This is a genomic window from Campylobacter hominis ATCC BAA-381, from assembly GCF_000017585.1.
GTDB classification, from domain to species: domain Bacteria; phylum Campylobacterota; class Campylobacteria; order Campylobacterales; family Campylobacteraceae; genus Campylobacter_B; species Campylobacter_B hominis.
The window spans coordinates 157,628-174,578 of record NC_009714.1; the positions used below are offsets into that span (position 1 = coordinate 157,628).

17 protein-coding genes are annotated in these 16,951 nt (G+C 33.6%); 14 read left to right on the forward strand and 3 right to left on the reverse strand.

Annotation, left to right across the window (positions count from 1 at the left end):
* Positions 1-24: 24 nt before the first annotated feature.
* The 3 genes from CHAB381_RS00875 to CHAB381_RS00885 are packed head-to-tail and all read right to left on the reverse strand — an operon-like array spanning position 25 to position 3,509.
* On the reverse strand, positions 25-1,062 hold the full coding sequence (locus CHAB381_RS00875) for a type IV secretion system protein (RefSeq protein ID WP_012108067.1): 1,038 nt from the start codon (positions 1,060-1,062) through the stop codon (positions 25-27).
* Positions 1,063-1,077: 15 nt separating this feature from the next.
* Entirely contained in the window at positions 1,078-1,845 is a 768-nt protein-coding gene (locus CHAB381_RS00880) for a type IV secretion system protein (protein ID WP_012108068.1), read from the reverse strand.
* A 2-nt stretch (positions 1,846-1,847) separates the two neighbouring features.
* On the reverse strand, positions 1,848-3,509 hold the full coding sequence (locus CHAB381_RS00885) for a VirB4 family type IV secretion/conjugal transfer ATPase (RefSeq protein WP_049752818.1): 1,662 nt from the start codon (positions 3,507-3,509) through the stop codon (positions 1,848-1,850).
* A gap of 119 nt (positions 3,510-3,628) precedes the next feature.
* Here CHAB381_RS00885 and CHAB381_RS00890 point away from each other — a divergent pair, with 119 nt between their 5' ends.
* Genes CHAB381_RS00890 through nuoN form a run of 14 tightly spaced genes read left to right on the forward strand, consistent with a single transcriptional unit; the run spans position 3,629 to position 16,939 of the window.
* The gene (locus CHAB381_RS00890) at positions 3,629-4,018 is read left to right on the forward strand and encodes an NAD(P)H-quinone oxidoreductase subunit 3 (protein ID WP_012108070.1); all 390 of its coding nucleotides are present in this window, start codon (positions 3,629-3,631) and stop codon (positions 4,016-4,018) included.
* Entirely contained in the window at positions 3,979-4,509 is a 531-nt protein-coding gene (locus tag CHAB381_RS00895) for a NuoB/complex I 20 kDa subunit family protein (protein ID WP_083755236.1), read from the forward strand. The genes CHAB381_RS00890 and CHAB381_RS00895 overlap by 40 nt, the downstream gene beginning before the upstream one ends.
* Positions 4,509-5,297, forward strand: coding sequence for an NADH-quinone oxidoreductase subunit C (locus CHAB381_RS00900; RefSeq protein ID WP_012108072.1), 789 nt, complete (start codon positions 4,509-4,511; stop codon positions 5,295-5,297). Before CHAB381_RS00895 ends, CHAB381_RS00900 begins: the two co-directional genes overlap by 1 nt.
* Complete coding sequence (gene nuoD, locus CHAB381_RS00905; protein ID WP_012108073.1) at positions 5,297-6,523, forward strand: NADH dehydrogenase (quinone) subunit D; 1,227 nt, start codon at positions 5,297-5,299, stop codon at positions 6,521-6,523. The genes CHAB381_RS00900 and nuoD overlap by 1 nt, the downstream gene beginning before the upstream one ends.
* Positions 6,520-6,750, forward strand: coding sequence for an NADH-ubiquinone oxidoreductase subunit E family protein (locus CHAB381_RS00910; protein WP_012108074.1), 231 nt, complete (start codon positions 6,520-6,522; stop codon positions 6,748-6,750). The genes nuoD and CHAB381_RS00910 overlap by 4 nt, the downstream gene beginning before the upstream one ends.
* Entirely contained in the window at positions 6,747-7,412 is a 666-nt protein-coding gene (locus tag CHAB381_RS00915) for a hypothetical protein (protein ID WP_012108075.1), read from the forward strand. Before CHAB381_RS00910 ends, CHAB381_RS00915 begins: the two co-directional genes overlap by 4 nt.
* 4 nt (positions 7,413-7,416) lie before the next feature.
* The gene (locus CHAB381_RS00920) at positions 7,417-9,696 is read left to right on the forward strand and encodes an NADH-quinone oxidoreductase subunit G (RefSeq protein WP_041570559.1); all 2,280 of its coding nucleotides are present in this window, start codon (positions 7,417-7,419) and stop codon (positions 9,694-9,696) included.
* Positions 9,689-10,684 carry an NADH-quinone oxidoreductase subunit NuoH gene (gene nuoH / locus CHAB381_RS00925; protein ID WP_012108077.1) on the forward strand — a complete coding sequence of 332 codons (996 nt, stop codon included), beginning with the start codon at positions 9,689-9,691 and terminating at the stop codon, positions 10,682-10,684. The genes CHAB381_RS00920 and nuoH overlap by 8 nt, the downstream gene beginning before the upstream one ends.
* Before the next feature lie 8 nt (positions 10,685-10,692).
* Entirely contained in the window at positions 10,693-11,295 is a 603-nt protein-coding gene (nuoI, locus tag CHAB381_RS00930) for an NADH-quinone oxidoreductase subunit NuoI (RefSeq protein WP_012108078.1), read from the forward strand.
* Positions 11,288-11,815: an NADH-quinone oxidoreductase subunit J gene (locus CHAB381_RS00935; RefSeq protein WP_012108079.1), complete on the forward strand. Its 528-nt coding sequence runs from the start codon at positions 11,288-11,290 to the stop codon at positions 11,813-11,815. Before nuoI ends, CHAB381_RS00935 begins: the two co-directional genes overlap by 8 nt.
* Positions 11,812-12,117 carry an NADH-quinone oxidoreductase subunit NuoK gene (nuoK, locus tag CHAB381_RS00940; RefSeq protein ID WP_012108080.1) on the forward strand — a complete coding sequence of 102 codons (306 nt, stop codon included), beginning with the start codon at positions 11,812-11,814 and terminating at the stop codon, positions 12,115-12,117. Before CHAB381_RS00935 ends, nuoK begins: the two co-directional genes overlap by 4 nt.
* Positions 12,117-13,949 (forward strand): NADH-quinone oxidoreductase subunit L, encoded by a 1,833-nt coding sequence (nuoL, locus tag CHAB381_RS00945; RefSeq protein ID WP_012108081.1) that lies wholly within the window; start codon positions 12,117-12,119, stop codon positions 13,947-13,949. The genes nuoK and nuoL overlap by 1 nt, the downstream gene beginning before the upstream one ends.
* A 9-nt stretch (positions 13,950-13,958) precedes the next feature.
* Positions 13,959-15,482: an NADH-quinone oxidoreductase subunit M gene (locus tag CHAB381_RS00950; protein ID WP_012108082.1), complete on the forward strand. Its 1,524-nt coding sequence runs from the start codon at positions 13,959-13,961 to the stop codon at positions 15,480-15,482.
* Positions 15,479-16,939: an NADH-quinone oxidoreductase subunit NuoN gene (gene nuoN, locus CHAB381_RS00955; protein ID WP_012108083.1), complete on the forward strand. Its 1,461-nt coding sequence runs from the start codon at positions 15,479-15,481 to the stop codon at positions 16,937-16,939. Before CHAB381_RS00950 ends, nuoN begins: the two co-directional genes overlap by 4 nt.
* The last annotated feature ends 12 nt before the right edge of the window (positions 16,940-16,951 follow it).

Here is a 16,951-nt window from a genome sequence, read left to right on the forward strand (position 1 = left end):
TAATAGATTTTATATTTATATACATTATCTACCACCCGTTTTTCTAATTTTATCTAAAATGAATTTTCCACCTGTTTTTATGCCATCATAAGCTCTTGCTGAGCCTTTTGCACCAAACAATAAGCCTTTCGTAGCTCTTTTAGTGGCTAAAGCACCAAAGCCTAAATTTGCACCTAAAGTAGCCATTCCACCTTTTATAGCACCTCTGCTTGCGGATTCTAAACTTACATTTGTCATTTTTTCAGCTAAACTAAGCACCAAATCAACAAAAACCTTTAAACAAATTCCTGCAAATATACAAACTATGGCTACATTGTAATGCGGAATATCTTTAACACCGATTTGAGTTAATGCTGTATTTGTGTAGCTATTTATTAAAGTTAGAGCATATCCACAAAATATATGTATAAAAAATAAAGTGATAATATTTGATAAAACCATAGTAACCCATTGAGTAAATATATTTTTTAAAAAAGATCCAAAAATCAGCCCATAAAATGCAATTGGTGCGATAAAAAGTAATATGTAAAAAGATACAGTATTTGTTATAAGTACAAAAAATAGTCCAAACGCACCTATAAAAAAACTAATCCAAGCCACTATCGAATATAATAAAGCAGCTAAAAATTCAAAATTACTAGAATGTCCTATAAAATTAATTGTAATTGCTCTTGTGATATTATAATAATGCTGTAATTGATTGGGAACAGACATATAATCACTATCTATCAAAGCATATTCTCTGAAACCTCTTATGGCTTCTTTAATTAGACTTATCCATTCATTTGGAAACATACAAATATATATAAAAATGAATTTTAAAAAAGCATCCCATAAAAAATCTTTGAAATTATCATTTGATTTTCCCCAAAGAATTTTGTAACCACGATATATAATCCAACAAAGCAAATAAGTTCCTACGATAGTTAGTAAAACACTGATCAGATTCTCAATGTTTTTTTCAATAGCAGAGTTATACTCAGGATTTCCTATGAAAAAATTATCTATACTTTTAAGTATACTTGTTATGAGATTATCGCTATGAATTTCTTTTGGTGGCATTTTTATACTCTAAAATTAGTTATAAGGGTCAAACGAACCCCAATCAATATAGTTATTCATAAGACGATTAGTTCTATTTTCTAACTCTCTATCTTCCATAATATTTTTTGAATTTTCCCTTTGTTTAGCATATAAATCTATTTGAATTTTTTCTGCTTGCATAAGTGCAACTTGAGCTTGTATTGCATTGTTTAAATCAGAGCTTTCTTTAATATCTTTACTTTTTTGTAGTTTTTTAGCTAATTTATTTATATTTTTCGAATACATACCTATTGTGTCACTTCTTTCTTTATAAAAAACAATATCTTCTATGTTTGCACTTCTTTTTTGATAGCAGATATTTTGCGTAGTTTTATCTACATCAACAATATCTTTACAATAGTCATATTCAAAAAACTTATCCATCAATTTTTTAACTTTTGAGCTTATACTATCTTTTCCGCTATTTTTAAAATCTTTTAACTCTCCAAGAGTTGTTCCAACTTTCTTTGCTTCATCATACACATCTTTTGCTTCTTCTAAAAAAGAAGTAACATCTCTCACACCGCTTTGAGTTGCAAGTTGTTTTGCATATGCATTTAATTGTGCAGAATAGTGAGTTGTAGTATCTACCCACCTTTTAGCTTCTTTTGCCCACTCTGCAATTTGTTTTAAATTTTGAGTAGTCATTTGAGCATTTGCAGCAGCATCAACTACTGGAATACCACTTGCATTTAACAAATTTATGTTTAAAAATAAACATATTAAAACCGTAAAAGAAGTTTTTTTAAAACTTATTTTCATTTTTAACTCCTATAAAGATTTCTTAAATTTTCTAATTTTTCATTATAATTTTTAGATTTATCATTAATTATTTTTTCAACTTCATCAACAAAGGTAGAGCCAGTAGAAAGAATTGCTAGATTTTCTTTTCCAACACTGCTCAAATCTAAACTTACAATTGATTTTTCGCCAGTATTTTTTCTAACTAGAAATTTATATTTATTTGGATCTACGTTTTTTACAAACTCAAATTCTTCTTCACTTAAGTTTAATCTATCTACATAATCCACTTTTTTTGCTTGTGGATTAGCTAAAAGTAGTATTGTTGCACTTTGTTCTATTACCGCTGTTGCTATTTTTGACTTTGCAAAATCTTCTACGCTTTGGGTTCCAAGAACTACAAAACCATTTTGTTTTCTAATAGTTTTTTGTTTATTAAAAACTTCTTTTGCAACAATGTCATTTTGAATCCAATCCCAAGCTTCATCGATTATAAGAGCAAATCTTCTACCATCGGTTAAATCCATAATTCTCCAAAGAATATAGTAGGCAACCATACAATTTATTTCACTATCTTTTAATAAATCTGTTCCGTCAATTCCATATATGTTTACATCTATATCATTGAAATTAAGCTCATCTATTTCATTATCAAATACCCAACCAAATTTATTGTCTTGCGACCAAAGTTTTAAACGAGATTTTAAAGAATTTCTTTCATCATTTCGTTCTGTTAAGTGTTCTAGCATTAAAGAAATTCCATAATTTCTTTCATCTTTTTCAAAACGATGCATAACATAAGTTACGGCGTTATTTAAACTTTCTTCTTCTAGAGTAGTCAAAATTTCATCATTTCTGGTTACAAGCATTTTCATTAAGGTTTGTAATTTTCTAATATTTTCTGCTGTATTATCTACCATAAAAGGATTGAAACCAGTTGGTTTTCCAGCATCTATTGTCAAATACTTTCCGCCACTTGCAAATATGTTTGCACTAGCACCTTTATCTTTATCTAAAAAGAAAAATGTAGCATTCTTTTTATCTTCAGGTGTTCCTGGTGCAAAAGTATTTTTATCTGCATATTTCTGAAGTTGATCTAATAAAAACCCCATAAGAACTGTTTTTCCCCCACCACTTTTTCCAATAATTAAAGTATTTGCCAATAAAAAAGTGTCGCTAGAAAAGTCTTTTTTATTTTTTCTAGTTTCGTGAAAATTAAAGTAGAATGGCTGTTTATTTGGTGTTTTAAATATTGTTACTGCATCTCCCCATTGGTTATTGCTTCTCTTGCCTTTTGCGAAATTATGGAAAGATACTAAACTAGCAAAATTTAAAGTAGATAGTGTATGGATTCTTGGTCTAATGCCAAAATTAGCTGGAAATTGCGAAAAATATGTAGCAGGTAGAGCAATACTGGCTAATGTTGTCAAAAAACCCAAATCTCCCAAAGGTTTCATTATTTTATTTGCATTTTTTTCAACTTCATTTACACTATCACCAAAAACCACTAAAGAAAGATGATATTTTCCAAAATTTAATTCTCCGCTGACTAAATTATCTAATGCGGTATCTAATTCTTCTATTTGACTTATTGCATCATCTTCTGCGGCAACTAATCTTTTTCTTTGTTTATCAATATTTCCTTTTGCTTCCACTTTTGGCATTGGAACAAAACTTTGTGTCATAATATATTCTATGTCTTCATACATTAAAAGTTATAAAATAAGCTAAAATAAATCTTTTTTTGGTAAAATCATTTTACAAAATTTTATGAATAACCGATGAAAATCTTTAAGGGCTTAAAATGACACATATGATGACGGAGCATCCTTATTTCGGAGCTTTTTTTATGCTTATTTTTGCGTTTACCGCATTTTTACTTATCACGAATTTAGCTACTTTTGTAGGCAAAAAATTTGCAAATCGCAAAGATGAAAGACTTAAAAATACGATTTATGAAAGCGGACCGGAGAGCGTGAAACAGCAAAACCGTATTGATTCACACTTTTTTTTAGTTGCACTTTTGTTTATTTTATTTGATGTTGAAATTGTTTTTATGTTTCCGTGGGCTGTGGATTTTAAAATTTTAGGTACATTCGGGCTTATTGAAATGTGCCTGTTTATAGTTATTTTGGTTATCGGATTTGTTTATGCATGGAAAAAAGGAGCGTTGGAGTGGCAAAGCATAAAATAGACTATACACGCGAAAACGGACTTCCGGTCGTGCTTACTACAATTGATAAATTGGTTAATTGGGGTAGAAGCAATTCACTTTGGGCGATGAATTACGGACTTGCTTGCTGTGCAATAGAAATGATGGCAACAGGAGCCAGCAGATACGATTTTGACAGATTCGGCACAATTTTCAGAGCTTCGGCAAAACAGAGTGAAGTTATGGTGATAGCAGGAACTTTAAGTAAAAAACATGCCGAGCTTGCGCGTCGTCTGTATGATGCCATGCCTGAACCTAAATGGGTTATTTCGATGGGAAGCTGCGCAAACACAGGCGGTATGTTTAACACTTACGCCGTTGTGCAAGGTTGCGATAGAATAATTCCTGTAGATATTTATTTACCTGGATGTGCGCCGCGCCCGGAAACTCTTCAATATGCGCTTATGATTTTACAAAAGAAAATTCGCCGCGAAAAAGCAAACAGAAATCAATTACCAAAAAGGCTTGTTTAATGAGAAAATTTGAACCGAAAGATGATAAAAGCAAAAAAAATTATTATGATTATAGATTTTTTGTACCTAAAGAAAGTATTAAAATTCCTGTAAATGAGACAAAATTTATTGATGATTTAAATGCCTTGAAAGATTTTAAAATCTTAAAATCTTACGTGGAATTTGATAATCTTGTGCTGTTTTGTGAAAAAGATGATAATCTTAAAATTTTAAAAGAGCTCAAAAATCTCGGCTATACGATACTTTGCGAACTTTCGGGCGTTGATTTTATTACAAGTCGCGGGGGAATCGAGGTTTTTTATCAACTTCTTGATATGACTAGAATTCGTCGTGCAAGGCTAAAATGTTTTGTTCCGCAAAAAGAGTTTTTAAATTCGGCCACCCAGCTTTTTAAAAGCGCTAATTGGGCGGAGCGCGAACTATACGATATGTTAGGTGTTTGGATTAAAGACCATCCGAATTTGTCAAGAATTCTTATGCCGGATGATTGGTATGGACACCCGCTTTTAAAATCATATCCGCTTCAAGGCGATAATTTTGCAAAATGGTATGAGATAGATAAAATTTTCGGAAAAGAGCGCAGGGAAGAGTTCGGCGAAGAAAATAGAGATTCAGCTTTTGTTGATAGTAAAGATACTTTTAATTTTTCGCAAATTTACCACGAAACGGAATACGGCGGTAATAGACCTGAGAAGGAATATTTGCAGGAATATCAGGAAGACGGCGGAGTGCCTTTTGTAAAACGTGCAAAAAGAGATAAATTTAAAATAATCAAAAAGAGAAAATAATGCAAGATCCGAACAAACTAAGACCGTTTTTTGAAAATGTGGAATTTAACCGTGAGGGTTCGAATATGATATTAAATTTCGGCCCACAACATCCTAGTGCGCACGGACAGCTTAAGCTTGTGCTTGAAGTTGACGGCGAAAAAATCATCAAGGCTCGCCCCGGAATCGGCTATATGCACCGTGGAGTGGAAAAAATGGCGGAAAATATGATTTATCAGGAGTTTGTGCCGGTTACCGATAGGGTTGATTATATTGCCGCAGGTTCAAATAATTACGGCTTTTGCGCTACGGTAGAAAAACTTTGCGGTATTGATGTTCCACGTCGCGCACAAATCATTCGTACGATGCTTCTTGAATTAAACAGAATCGCCTCTCACCTTCTTTTTTTGGGCACACACGCCCTTGATATCGGTGCTATGACCGTATTTTTATATACTTTCAGAGAGCGCGAATACGTGCTTGATTTAATAGAAAAATATTCCGGTGCGCGCTTAACTCATCATAATGTAAAAATAGGCGGAATGTTTGTTGATTTACCGGATGGTTGGCTTGACGAGCTGCTAGCGTTTTGCGAAAAATTTCCAAGAGACATCGCCGACTATGAAGCACTTTTGGATACTAATAGAATTTGGCTTTTAAGAACTCAGAATGTAGGTGTTATTACAAAAGAACAGGCGCTAAGCTGCGGGTGCTCGGGCGTAATGTTAAGAGCTAGCGGCTATAAATGGGATATTAGAAAAGAAGAACCGTATTTAATCTATGATGAACTTGACTTTGACGTGCCTTATGCAGAGGCTGGCGATTGCTACGCAAGATATAAATGTTACGTACAGGAGATGCGAGAAAGTGTTAAAATTTTAACTCAATGCGTGCCGCTTTATAAAGCAAGCGAACCGAAAATTTTAGCCGATTCGCCTGAGTTTGTAAGTGCCGGCAAAGAGCAGCTTATGAGTCAAAATTATTCTCTTATGCAACATTTTGTGCTTATTACGCAAGGATTAAAACCGCCTGAAGGTGAAATTTATTTAGCAACGGAAAGCCCTAAGGGTGAGCTTGGATTTTATATTTATTCGGTAGGAGAGAGTTCTCCATATCGCTTAAAAATCAGATGTCCAAGTTTTTGGCATTGCGCCATTTATGAAGAGATTATGCCCGGTCAATATATAGCGGATGTTACGGCAATTATAGGAAGCTCAAACATTATTCTCGGCGAGGTGGATAGATGAAACGCTATGATTTAAGACATTTGGGCAAAAATTTTCTAAACCGTATGGGAGAAATCATAAAAAATTCACAAAACGGCGAAGTTATAATTTTTATTTTTGAGATTGGCGATTTTAGCGGCGTGCAACAAAGTGCAGATTTAGTTGAGGCTTTAAATTCCACACTTTTAAATTCGCTGCAATTTAATCAAGTAGATTGGACGATAATCGTAAAAAAGGGCAAAATATGAAAATTTTAAATTTTATTCCATTTTTTGATTTTAAAAATTTTAAAAACGCTGAAATTTTAAATATAAGTCCGTTTAATGAAAAATCAGGCAAAACCGTAAAGTGCGAAGTCGGCTCAATAAATTATGTATTGGCGATGATTTGCGAAAGATTTTATGACGACAGTTTTTTTCACAGTCTTGATATCGGCTTTTTAAGCGGTGAATGCAATGTCGGCGAAGAAGAAATTGATGAAATTTCAGATTTTTTAAAAGGCACTGAAATTTTAATTATTGATGAAAATACATTGAAATTTCATACAGATAGGCAAAATATTGAAAATTTTCTAGCAATTCTAAAACAAAAATTTTCGCTTAAAATTTTAAATCAAAATGAAGACGAAATTTCTTTGAAAAAAACTGAATTTAATGAATTAAAAGAGCTTGAAAATTTTGACGGTTCGGTTGTTTTCGAGCATGTAAAAAATTTGGATTTTGTAGGTGGAAAATATTTTGCTATGGTTGCAAAAATCGCAAACGGCGATGAGGTCGAAATAAAAACAAAAAATTTTTCCGTGCGCAGAATTTTTAAACTTGATGAAAATTTAAAAGGCACAATCGCGCTTCTTGGCGTAAATGAAATCAAAAATTATAATTTTGAAACAGCTAAAATTTCTAAGGTTTGATATGATAAAAATAACGATAAACGGACAAGTTTGCGAATGCGAAGAAAATGAATATATACTAAATGTAGCAAGAGCCAACGGAATTTTTATTCCGGCGCTTTGTTATGTGAGCTGCGCTTCTCCCACACTTGCATGTCGTCTTTGTGTCGGCGAAATCGATGGTAAACGCGTATATACCTGCAATGCGAAAGCAAAAGATGGAATGCTGGTGATAACCGATACGCCCGAATTGAATGAAGAGCGAAAAGCGATAATGCAAACTTATTGTATAAACCATCCGCTTGAATGTGGCGTTTGCGATCAAAGCGGCGAGTGTGAACTTCAAAATTTTGTCCATTACATGGGCGTAAATGAGCAAAAATACGCTATCAAAGATACGCATAAACCTTGTAAAAAATGGGGAGTCATAAGTTACAGTCCAAGTCTTTGCATAGTTTGCGAAAGATGCATAAAAACCTGCAAGGATAAAATCGGTGAAAGTGCGCTGAAAACAGTTCCTAGAGGTGGCGATAATGTGGATAAAAGCTTAAAGGAAAGCATGCCGAAAGAAGCTTTTGCTGTTTGGAATAAATTTCAAAAAAATCTTATAGCTCCTGCCAGCGGCGAAACTTTGGAATGTTCAAAATGCGGCGAATGCGTGGCTGTTTGTCCTGTTGGAGCTTTGACAAGTAGCGATTTCAAGTATAAATCAAATGCGTGGGAACTTAATAAAATTCCTGCTTCAAATCCGCATAGCAGCGACTGTGAGCTTATTTATTACGATGTAAAACAAAGCAGTATAGAAAATAGGGCGCCAAAAATTTACCGCGTCAGCAATGATTTTTATTTCGGTTGGTTAAACGGTGCTGCCAGATTCGGTTTTGATTTTAGCAATAAAAATGCCGTGAGAGATGAAAAACTTTTTGATAAAATCGTTTTTGCTTTAAAAAATAAAGAGATAAAAACTATAAAATTTAATAGCTTTATAACAAATGAAGAAGCACGAATTTTAGAGCTTTTCAGACAAAATTTCGGTATAAAATTAGTAAATGACGAAGCGTTTAAATTTCAAAAATTTATGAAAAATTTTACCGAAAAAAGTGGAGAAAATCTTTACAGCGCAAATTCGACCGATGTGGCAAACAGTGATTTTATCATAGTTGCAGGCTCATTTTTAAGAAGCGATGCGCCGAATTTAAGTTATAAAGTAAATAATGCTTTGAAAATAAAAAAAAGTGCAGGACTTTATTTTCATCCTGTCAGCGATAAAGTGGTGCAAAACTTCAGTAAAAATTTTATTCAAATAAAGCATGACGCGAAATTTGATATTGAAATTCTACTTTTTATTCTAAAAAAATTCGGTCAAAATTTGCCTGAGTGGCTTAATAAAAATTTGGATCAAAATTTTTCCGAATTGTTAGATTTAAATGAGACAAAAATCGACGAAATTTTAGCAGAGCGACAAAATTTTACGCTTATAATCGGTGAAGATTTCGTGTGCTCAAAAAATGCTGAAATTTTGGCTAAACTTACCGGATTTATAGCAAAATTTACGCCTTTTAAAATTTTAATAATTCCGCCTCGCACGAATTCGCTTGGAGTATCTTTAATATGCGAACTCAGCGAAAAAAGTGAGGGCAAAACTTTCGGTTACAATGAAGAAGGTGATTACAGTTTCGGAGTTTTTAAAGATCTTCAGGCGCCGGCTTTAAGCCAACAGGAAGGCACTTTTACAAATTATGATAAACGCGTTGTGCCTACAAATGCAGCCTTGCCGTTTTGCGGTTTTGAACTGAACGATTTTGCAAAATCTCTCGGCTTCGGTAAAAAATTTACGATTGATTTTACGCAGGATTTGGGTAAAAATTTTAAAAATATAAAATTTGACGATTTGGAAAATTGTTATTCAGACAGCGGCGAAAATCAACGTGGATATGAACTTGAAATTTTAAAACAAGATGCTGATTTAAGCGAGTTTGAAATAAAAAATGAAAATGAAAATTTAAAAGATTTTATTTATGCGGCAAATCCTATAAATGAATTTAGTGAATTTAGCGCAATCGCATTTAATGAAAAAGCCAAATTTATAGTCGGCAGCGAATTTTTGCAAATGCATAATATAAAAAAAGATGAAATTTTAACGCTAAAAATAAATGGAATTGAAATTTCTCTTCCGACAGAAGAAAATAATGAGTTTGGCGGAATTTTACTGCCGTATTTTGATTCTAAAATTCCGGCAAATGAAATTTTTACCGATTCAAGATTTTGTGATTTTGAAATTGTAAAAGGCGGCGAAAATGAGTGATATTACATTTTTTATTGTTGAAACCATTATAAAAGCGGTTGTAATTTTATCCGTCATCGCTACGCTTGCAGGGCTTGGAACATATGCGGAAAGAAAAGTTTTGGCTTATATGCAACGTCGTGTCGGTCCTTGGATGGTTGGACCTGCCGGAGTGTTACAGATTGTAGCCGATATGATAAAGCTTTTTACAAAAGAAGACACTATGCCTTCAGGCGCGAACAGATTTATTTTTTTAATAGCACCGATAATTTCAGCATCTTGTGCTTTTGTAGCGATGTCTGTGATACCTTTTTTACCTGAGTTTGAAATTTTCGGTCATGTTGTAAGACCGATTTTAAGTGATGTAAATATTGGAATTCTGTTTTTGCTTTCAGTAAGCGGAACTTGCGTATACGGCACTCTGATTGGAGGTCTTGCAAGTTATAACAAATGGGGAGTGATAGGTTCTGCAAGATCGGTTTTACAGCTTATAAGTTTTGAAATTGTAAATGGATTATCGTTAATTCCTGTTATTATGATGGTCGGATCACTTTCTTTAATTGACATCGTGCATGAACAGAATAACGGAATTACAAGCTGGTTTTTGATAAAACAGCCGGTCTGTTTCGTGCTTTTTACAATCGCGGCTTTTATAGAGTGTAATAGAACGCCGCTTTGTTTGACTGAAAATGAAACAGAGCTTGTGGCCGGTTGTGGAACTGCGTATTCAGGAATGCGTTGGGGTATGTTTTTCATCGGCGAATATGCAAATATGATAACTTATTCGATTGTGATTTCGCTTATATTTTTGGGTGGTTTTAATTCGTTTTGGTTTATTCCCGGATCTCTTATGATATTTTTAAAAGCAAGCTTCATATTTTTCTTTATGCTTTGGACACGCGCGGCATGGCCGCATTTAAGACCTGATCAACTTATGGAACTGTGCTGGAAAATTTGTATGCCAATCGCGCTTATTTGTATATTTGTTACAGCGTTTGTGATTATTTAGGAGCTAAAATGGTAAAATATATAAAACTTGATGAAAGAGCTGAAGTCAAAAGTTCATTTGATAGATTTAAACAATTTTTGCATCGTACTTTTCGCGGTGAGCTTTTTATCGGTCTTTGGGTAGTTTTGCGGGAAATGCTTAAAAAAAACAACTCTCATACAATTTTATATCCTATGGAAAAATTTGAGCTATCAGACAGATATCGCGGAATTCATAAACTTTTAAGGCTTTTAGAAAGCGGAAATGAGCGTTGTATAGGTTGTGGATTATGTGAAAAAATTTGCGTTAGCAACTGCATTAGAATGGAAACGACTCTTGGAGATGACGGACGCAAAAAAGTGTTAAATTATTCCATAAATTTCGGGCGTTGCGTTTATTGCGGACTTTGTGCCGATGTTTGTCCGGAGCTTGCGATTGTTCATGGAGGGGATTATGAATTTGCAAGCGAGCAAAGAGCATTTTTCGGCTTTAAAAAAGATTTACTCACAAAATATGATGAATTAAAAAACCAAAAAGAGTTTACAGGTTTCGGTTCACTTCCTGAAAATGTTGATGATTTAATAAAATTAACGCCTACGGTTTACACAAAAAAGGTTGATGAAAATGTTTGAAATCATAAGTTTTTATTTTTTCAGTGTGCTGTCTTTAGGACTTTTCGCCGTAAGCGTTTTCAGCAAAAATGTGCTTTATGCGATGAGCGCTTTAGCAGGTGGTATGATATTTATTTCAGGACTTTTTTTTACGCTTGGAGCCGAATTTTTAGGCGTAGTGCAAATTATGGTTTATACGGGCGCCGTTATTGTTCTTTACGGTTTTTCAATGATGTTTTTTAATGCAAATAAAGATGTAAAAGAGGCAAAAGAAAACAAAATAATATATTCTCTTGCGGTAATTTCAGCATTTTTGCTTGTTATGATTTTTGTTGCGCCTATTTTGAGCGATAAAATCAGCGCCTATCCTATTATAAAAGAGCTTGACAATATTGAAGCTATCGGTTTGGTGATTTTTACAAAATATTTGATTGTTTTTGAATTAGTGGCGATTATGTTGCTTGTAGCTATGATTTGCGGAATTGTGCTTGTACACAAAAATATGGATAAGTCGCTAACTCTTGAAGAGGAGAGTAAATGATAAGTTTAAATCATTATTTAATCGTGGCTGCTCTTATGTTTGTTATTGGACTTGTCGGTGTTATGAAAAGACAAAATTTAATTATGCTTTTCTTTTCTACTGAAATTTTACTAAATGCGGCAAATGTTGCGCTCGTGGCAATTTCGAGCTTTTATAACGATATCGGCGGACAAATTTTTGCGATGTTTATCATCGCAATTGCTGCAAGCGAAATGGCGGTCGGGCTCGGGCTTTTGATTTTATGGTATAAAAAGCGACATTCAATAGAAATTGATAGTTTATCTACGATGAGGGACGAGTAATGTTAAATTATGTTTTAATCTCACTTTTTGCGCCTTTAGTCGCTTTTATACTGGCAGGTATTTTCGCATTCAGTAAAAAATCGAATTTTATAGGCATTGTTTGTTCGATTCTTATAATTTTAAGCGCCGTTTGCAGTTTTGCACTTTTGGAATTTACATACGGCGGACATATTATAAATGTGTATTTGGGCGATTTTATAGGGGCCGGATCATTTGACTCATATTTCACATTCCTTATAGACAGTGTAAGTGCCGTAATGATGACAACAGTTGGGATTGTGGCTGCTATCGTACATATTTATTCAATCGGTTATATGGAACACGATGAGAAATTTAATAAATTTTTCAGTTTTTTAGGACTTTTTGTATTTTCTATGCTCATTTTGGTTATGAGCGACAACTTTTTGGGACTTTTTATAGGCTGGGAAGGCGTTGGACTTTGCAGTTGGTTGCTTATCGGTTTTTGGTATGATAAAGATAATAACAGCTGGTGTGCAAATGAAGCTTTTATAATGAATAGAGTGGCTGATCTTGGAATTTTACTTGGAATTTTTCTTATTTATACACAAGTAGGATCTCTTCGATATGCGGAAGTATTTGATGCGGCGGCAGGTATTAATCCATTTATACTTAGTGTTATTGCTATTTTGCTTTTTATTGGTGCGATGGGAAAATCGGCTCAATTTCCATTTCATACATGGTTAGCCGATGCAATGGCCGGACCAACTCCGGTTTCTGCGCTAATTCATGCCGCTACAATGGTTACAGCCGGCGTTTATTTGGTAATTCGCGCAAATGTGATTTTTGCAGCTGTTCCTGCTGTGAGCTATTTTATAGTTTGTCTTGGTGTATTTGTGGCGGTTTTTGCTGCAAGCATGGCTTTAGTGCACGATGATCTTAAAAAAATCATAGCTTATTCTACGCTTTCGCAACTTGGATATATGTTTGTAGCAGCAGGTTTCGGGGCTTATTGGATTGCGCTTTTTCATTTGATGACACACGCATTTTTTAAATCTTTGCTGTTTTTGTGTGCAGGAAACGTAATGCATGCGATGAATGATGATTTGAATATCAAAAAAATGGGTGGGCTTTATAAATTTATGAAACCGACTGCAATTTTAATGATTATAGGTTCCATAGCACTTTGCGGGTATTATCCGTTTTCAGGATTTTTCAGTAAAGATAAAATTTTAGAAGTTGCATTTAACGAAGGCGATTTAATTATTTGGGTTACACTTTTAACAGGGGCCGTTTTCACCGCATTTTATAGTTTCAGACTTATTATACTTGTATTTTTCGGAAAACAAAAATTTACACACACTCCTCATGAAGCTAAAAATTTTGTCATCATATCGCTTATTCCACTTGGAATTTTAGCGGTTATTTCAGGATTTTTTGAAAATAAATTTACAGAGTTCGTTCTTGAAATTTTGCCTGGTTATGATTTCGGAATTTCTAAAAGTACCGCAAAAATTTTAATCATTATTACGTTTTTTGCTATTCTATCAAGCACTATTTTTGCTGTTTTCGCTTATACAAAACAAATTTTTAGCCCTAAAATTGAGCAAAATTTAATATATAAAATTTTAAAAAATCAATATTTTATCCCAAAATTTTATGATAAGGTAATTGTTGCGGGATATTTTAAGATCAGCGAATTTTGCGAAAAAATCGATAATAAAATAATAGACACGACAGTAGATCTTATCGCAAGATATATCATGAAAACAGCCACCGTTACAAATAAAATGCAAAGCGGAAATCTTTCGCTTATGCTTCGTTTGATGGTTATAGGTTTTGTGATTTTGCTGATTTCGGCATTTGTGATTTAAGGAAAAATAATGGAGCATTTTTTAAGTTTGGTTATATTTTTTCCACTTCTAGCGGGAATTTTCGGAATTTTTATTGAAGAAAAAAATATTAAAATTTATGGCATTTGCGCGGCAATAGTCGAGCTTATACTTTCGATTATTTTGTGGTTTAATTTCGGATTTTTGGAAGGTAATTTTAAATTTATCGAGTTTATACCGTTTATAAAAAATGTAGGTATAAATTATTTTATAGGAATTGACGGAATTTCGCTGTTTTTAATTATTTTAAGCACATTTATGACACTTATAGCTCTAATCAGTCTTACCATAAAAGAGCGCATAAAACATCTTGTCATTTCAATCTTAGCTTTGGAAATGACGATGATCGGCGTTTTTGCGGCACTTGACGGAATTCTATTTTATATATTTTGGGAGCTTTCTCTTATTCCTATGCTTTATATTATCGGTGCTTGGGGAAGCGGCAAAAGAATTTACGCTGCGGTCAAATTTTTCATTTATACATTTTTCGGTTCCGTGTTCATGCTTTTCGGACTAATTTTTATGGCTTATCTTTGCTATAAAACAAACGGTTCTTTCAGTTTTAATATTTTAGATTGGCAACGCCTTGAAATTCCGTTTAACTATCAAATTTGGCTGTTTCTGGCTTTTTCTATCGCATTTGCAATCAAAACTCCGCTTTTTCCATTTCATACCTGGCTTCCTTATGCACACGGACAAGCTCCTACAATCGGCTCCGTGCTTTTGGCAGCCGTGCTTCTTAAAATGGGAACTTACGGTTTTGTAAGATTTTCTCTTCCGATTTTTCCTGATGCAAGCTTGTATTTTGCCGATATGATGTGCGTTATCGCTATTATTATGATTATTTACACTTCATTTATTGCGTTTGCTCAAAAAGATCTTAAACAGGTTATCGCTTACAGTTCAATTGCACATATGGGCGTGATTATGCTTGGAATTTTCAGCTTTACAATTGAAGGAATCAGCGGTGCGGTATTTTTAATGCTAAGCCATGGAATTGTCAGCGGCGGGCTTTTTATGCTTGTAGGTTTTATTTATGAAAGAAAACATACGAAACTTATGTCGGAGTTCGGCGGGCTTGCTAAAGTTATGCCGTTTTATGCATTTACATTTTGTGTAGTGCTTTTAGGCTCTATCGGACTTCCGCTTACAATCGGTTTTGTAGGAGAGTTTTTAAGTTTGCTAGGAATGTTTAAATACGAACCGATTTATGCGTTTTTGGGAGGTTTCGGTATTATAATGGGCGCGATTTATAGTATGAATCTTTATAAAAAGACATTTTTCGGACCTGTTATTCATGAAGAAAATCGCAAATTAAAAGATCTTAATGTAATGGAAAATTTTGCGATTGTGCCGATTTGTATTTTGGTTATCGTTCTTGGTGTTTATCCAAAACCTGTTCTTAGCCAAATCGATGTTTCATCAAGTGTAATCGTAAATCAGATGAGTCAAAAAAGCCTAACAAAGATGCAAATAAGACTTCAAAGGCTGAATTTCATAAAGGATGAAAAATGAAAAATTTAATTGATTTCGGTATATTAAATTTATCTTCTATCGCACCTATGATGGTTTTGAGTCTATTTGCCGTATTTATTCTGGTTTTAAATTTTATTAACAAAAATATATCTCGAACATTTTGGACTATGCTTGCTATTTTAGGGCTTGCTATAAATATTTTCTTTTTATTCGGATATTCGGGCATTGTTCGCGGATTTTTCGATCTTGTTTTAATTGATGGATTTGCATTTATTTCCATGATTATTATTTTGCTGTTTTCCATTCTTTTTCTGCCGCTTACTCTTAGCAAAGAGAACTTTCATGATTGCAGTTTAGCGGAATTTTATGCGCTTTATTTATTTATGATAGTAGGATATGAATTTATGGTTTCAAGTCAAAATTTGATTGTGATTTTAGTCGGACTTGAAACATCATCTCTTGCACTTTATACTTTAATAGCGCTTCACAATCGCACACGCGCTATAGAAGCCGCTATAAAATATTTTACAATGGGAGCGCTTAGTACCGGATTTTTTTGTTTTGCAATTGTGATTTTTTATTTAAGTAGTGCAAGTCTTGATATAAGTGCGATTTCATATAGTGCAAAAAATACAGATTCGATTTTAATTGCTACGGCTTGCATATTTTTGATTTGCTCAATCGGTTTTAAATTATCCTTGATTCCGTTTCACACGTGGATACCGGATGTTTATGAAGGTTCAAGTGAAGTAATGGCAGGATATATTTCAATTGTGCCTAAAATTGCCGGCTTTATCGTTGCTATGAGAGTTTTTGAATCGCTTTATGATTCAAATATCGCATTTATTCAAATATCTCTTTACATTATTGCCGTGCTTACGATGACACTGGCAAATATTATGGCGTTAATTCAAAATGATGTAAAAAGAATGCTTGCATTCAGCTCGATTTCTCATGCGGGATTTGTGCTTTGCGCCGTTGTAATCGGAACCAAATCGGCGAATATAGGGCTTTTTCTATATTGGCTTATGTTTTCTTTCGCAAATCTCGGCGCATTTAGCGTGCTTTGGTTTACTCGCAACAAGCAAAATATTTGGCACGAACGATTTGATCATCCATTTGAAAAATTTAACGGACTTGTTAAATTTTTGCCTTATACTTCATTCTTAATGGCGCTTTTTATGATTTCACTTGCAGGAATTCCACCTTTTAGTGTATTCTGGGGAAAAATGTATCTTATGGGCTCGGCTATCAGCTCGGGTTTTATTTTTATGGCTGTGATTATGGCGATAAACAGCGCAATTGCAGTGTATTATTATTTGCGAATTATCGTTTGTATGTTTTTAAAAGAGCCGCTTGAAAATGCGGAAGCGACATTGTATAAACAAAATTCATCGAATGCGATAAAATTTATTATTACATTTTCTGCAATTTTATGTATTTTGGCGCCGTTTATGGTAAAATTTTGGACAGATTTTGTATTGAAATTTATATAAATAAAGGAATAG

Excerpts from the sequence above, each read along its gene's own strand:
- CHAB381_RS00875 (WP_012108067.1), bottom strand. The coding sequence starts at position 1,062 with ATGCCACCAAAAGAAATTCATAGCGATAATCTCATAACAAGTATACTT.
- CHAB381_RS00880 (WP_012108068.1), bottom strand. The coding sequence starts at position 1,845 with ATGAAAATAAGTTTTAAAAAAACTTCTTTTACGGTTTTAATATGTTTA.
- CHAB381_RS00885 (WP_049752818.1), bottom strand. The coding sequence starts at position 3,509 with ATGACACAAAGTTTTGTTCCAATGCCAAAAGTGGAAGCAAAAGGAAAT.
- CHAB381_RS00890 (WP_012108070.1), top strand. The coding sequence starts at position 3,629 with ATGACACATATGATGACGGAGCATCCTTATTTCGGAGCTTTTTTTATG.
- CHAB381_RS00895 (WP_083755236.1), top strand. The coding sequence starts at position 3,979 with ATGGAAAAAAGGAGCGTTGGAGTGGCAAAGCATAAAATAGACTATACA.
- CHAB381_RS00900 (WP_012108072.1), top strand. The coding sequence starts at position 4,509 with ATGAGAAAATTTGAACCGAAAGATGATAAAAGCAAAAAAAATTATTAT.
- nuoD (WP_012108073.1), top strand. The coding sequence starts at position 5,297 with ATGCAAGATCCGAACAAACTAAGACCGTTTTTTGAAAATGTGGAATTT.
- CHAB381_RS00910 (WP_012108074.1), top strand. The coding sequence starts at position 6,520 with ATGAAACGCTATGATTTAAGACATTTGGGCAAAAATTTTCTAAACCGT.
- CHAB381_RS00915 (WP_012108075.1), top strand. The coding sequence starts at position 6,747 with ATGAAAATTTTAAATTTTATTCCATTTTTTGATTTTAAAAATTTTAAA.
- nuoH (WP_012108077.1), top strand. The coding sequence starts at position 9,689 with ATGAGTGATATTACATTTTTTATTGTTGAAACCATTATAAAAGCGGTT.
- nuoI (WP_012108078.1), top strand. The coding sequence starts at position 10,693 with ATGGTAAAATATATAAAACTTGATGAAAGAGCTGAAGTCAAAAGTTCA.
- CHAB381_RS00935 (WP_012108079.1), top strand. The coding sequence starts at position 11,288 with ATGTTTGAAATCATAAGTTTTTATTTTTTCAGTGTGCTGTCTTTAGGA.
- nuoK (WP_012108080.1), top strand. The coding sequence starts at position 11,812 with ATGATAAGTTTAAATCATTATTTAATCGTGGCTGCTCTTATGTTTGTT.
- nuoL (WP_012108081.1), top strand. The coding sequence starts at position 12,117 with ATGTTAAATTATGTTTTAATCTCACTTTTTGCGCCTTTAGTCGCTTTT.
- CHAB381_RS00950 (WP_012108082.1), top strand. The coding sequence starts at position 13,959 with ATGGAGCATTTTTTAAGTTTGGTTATATTTTTTCCACTTCTAGCGGGA.
- nuoN (WP_012108083.1), top strand. The coding sequence starts at position 15,479 with ATGAAAAATTTAATTGATTTCGGTATATTAAATTTATCTTCTATCGCA.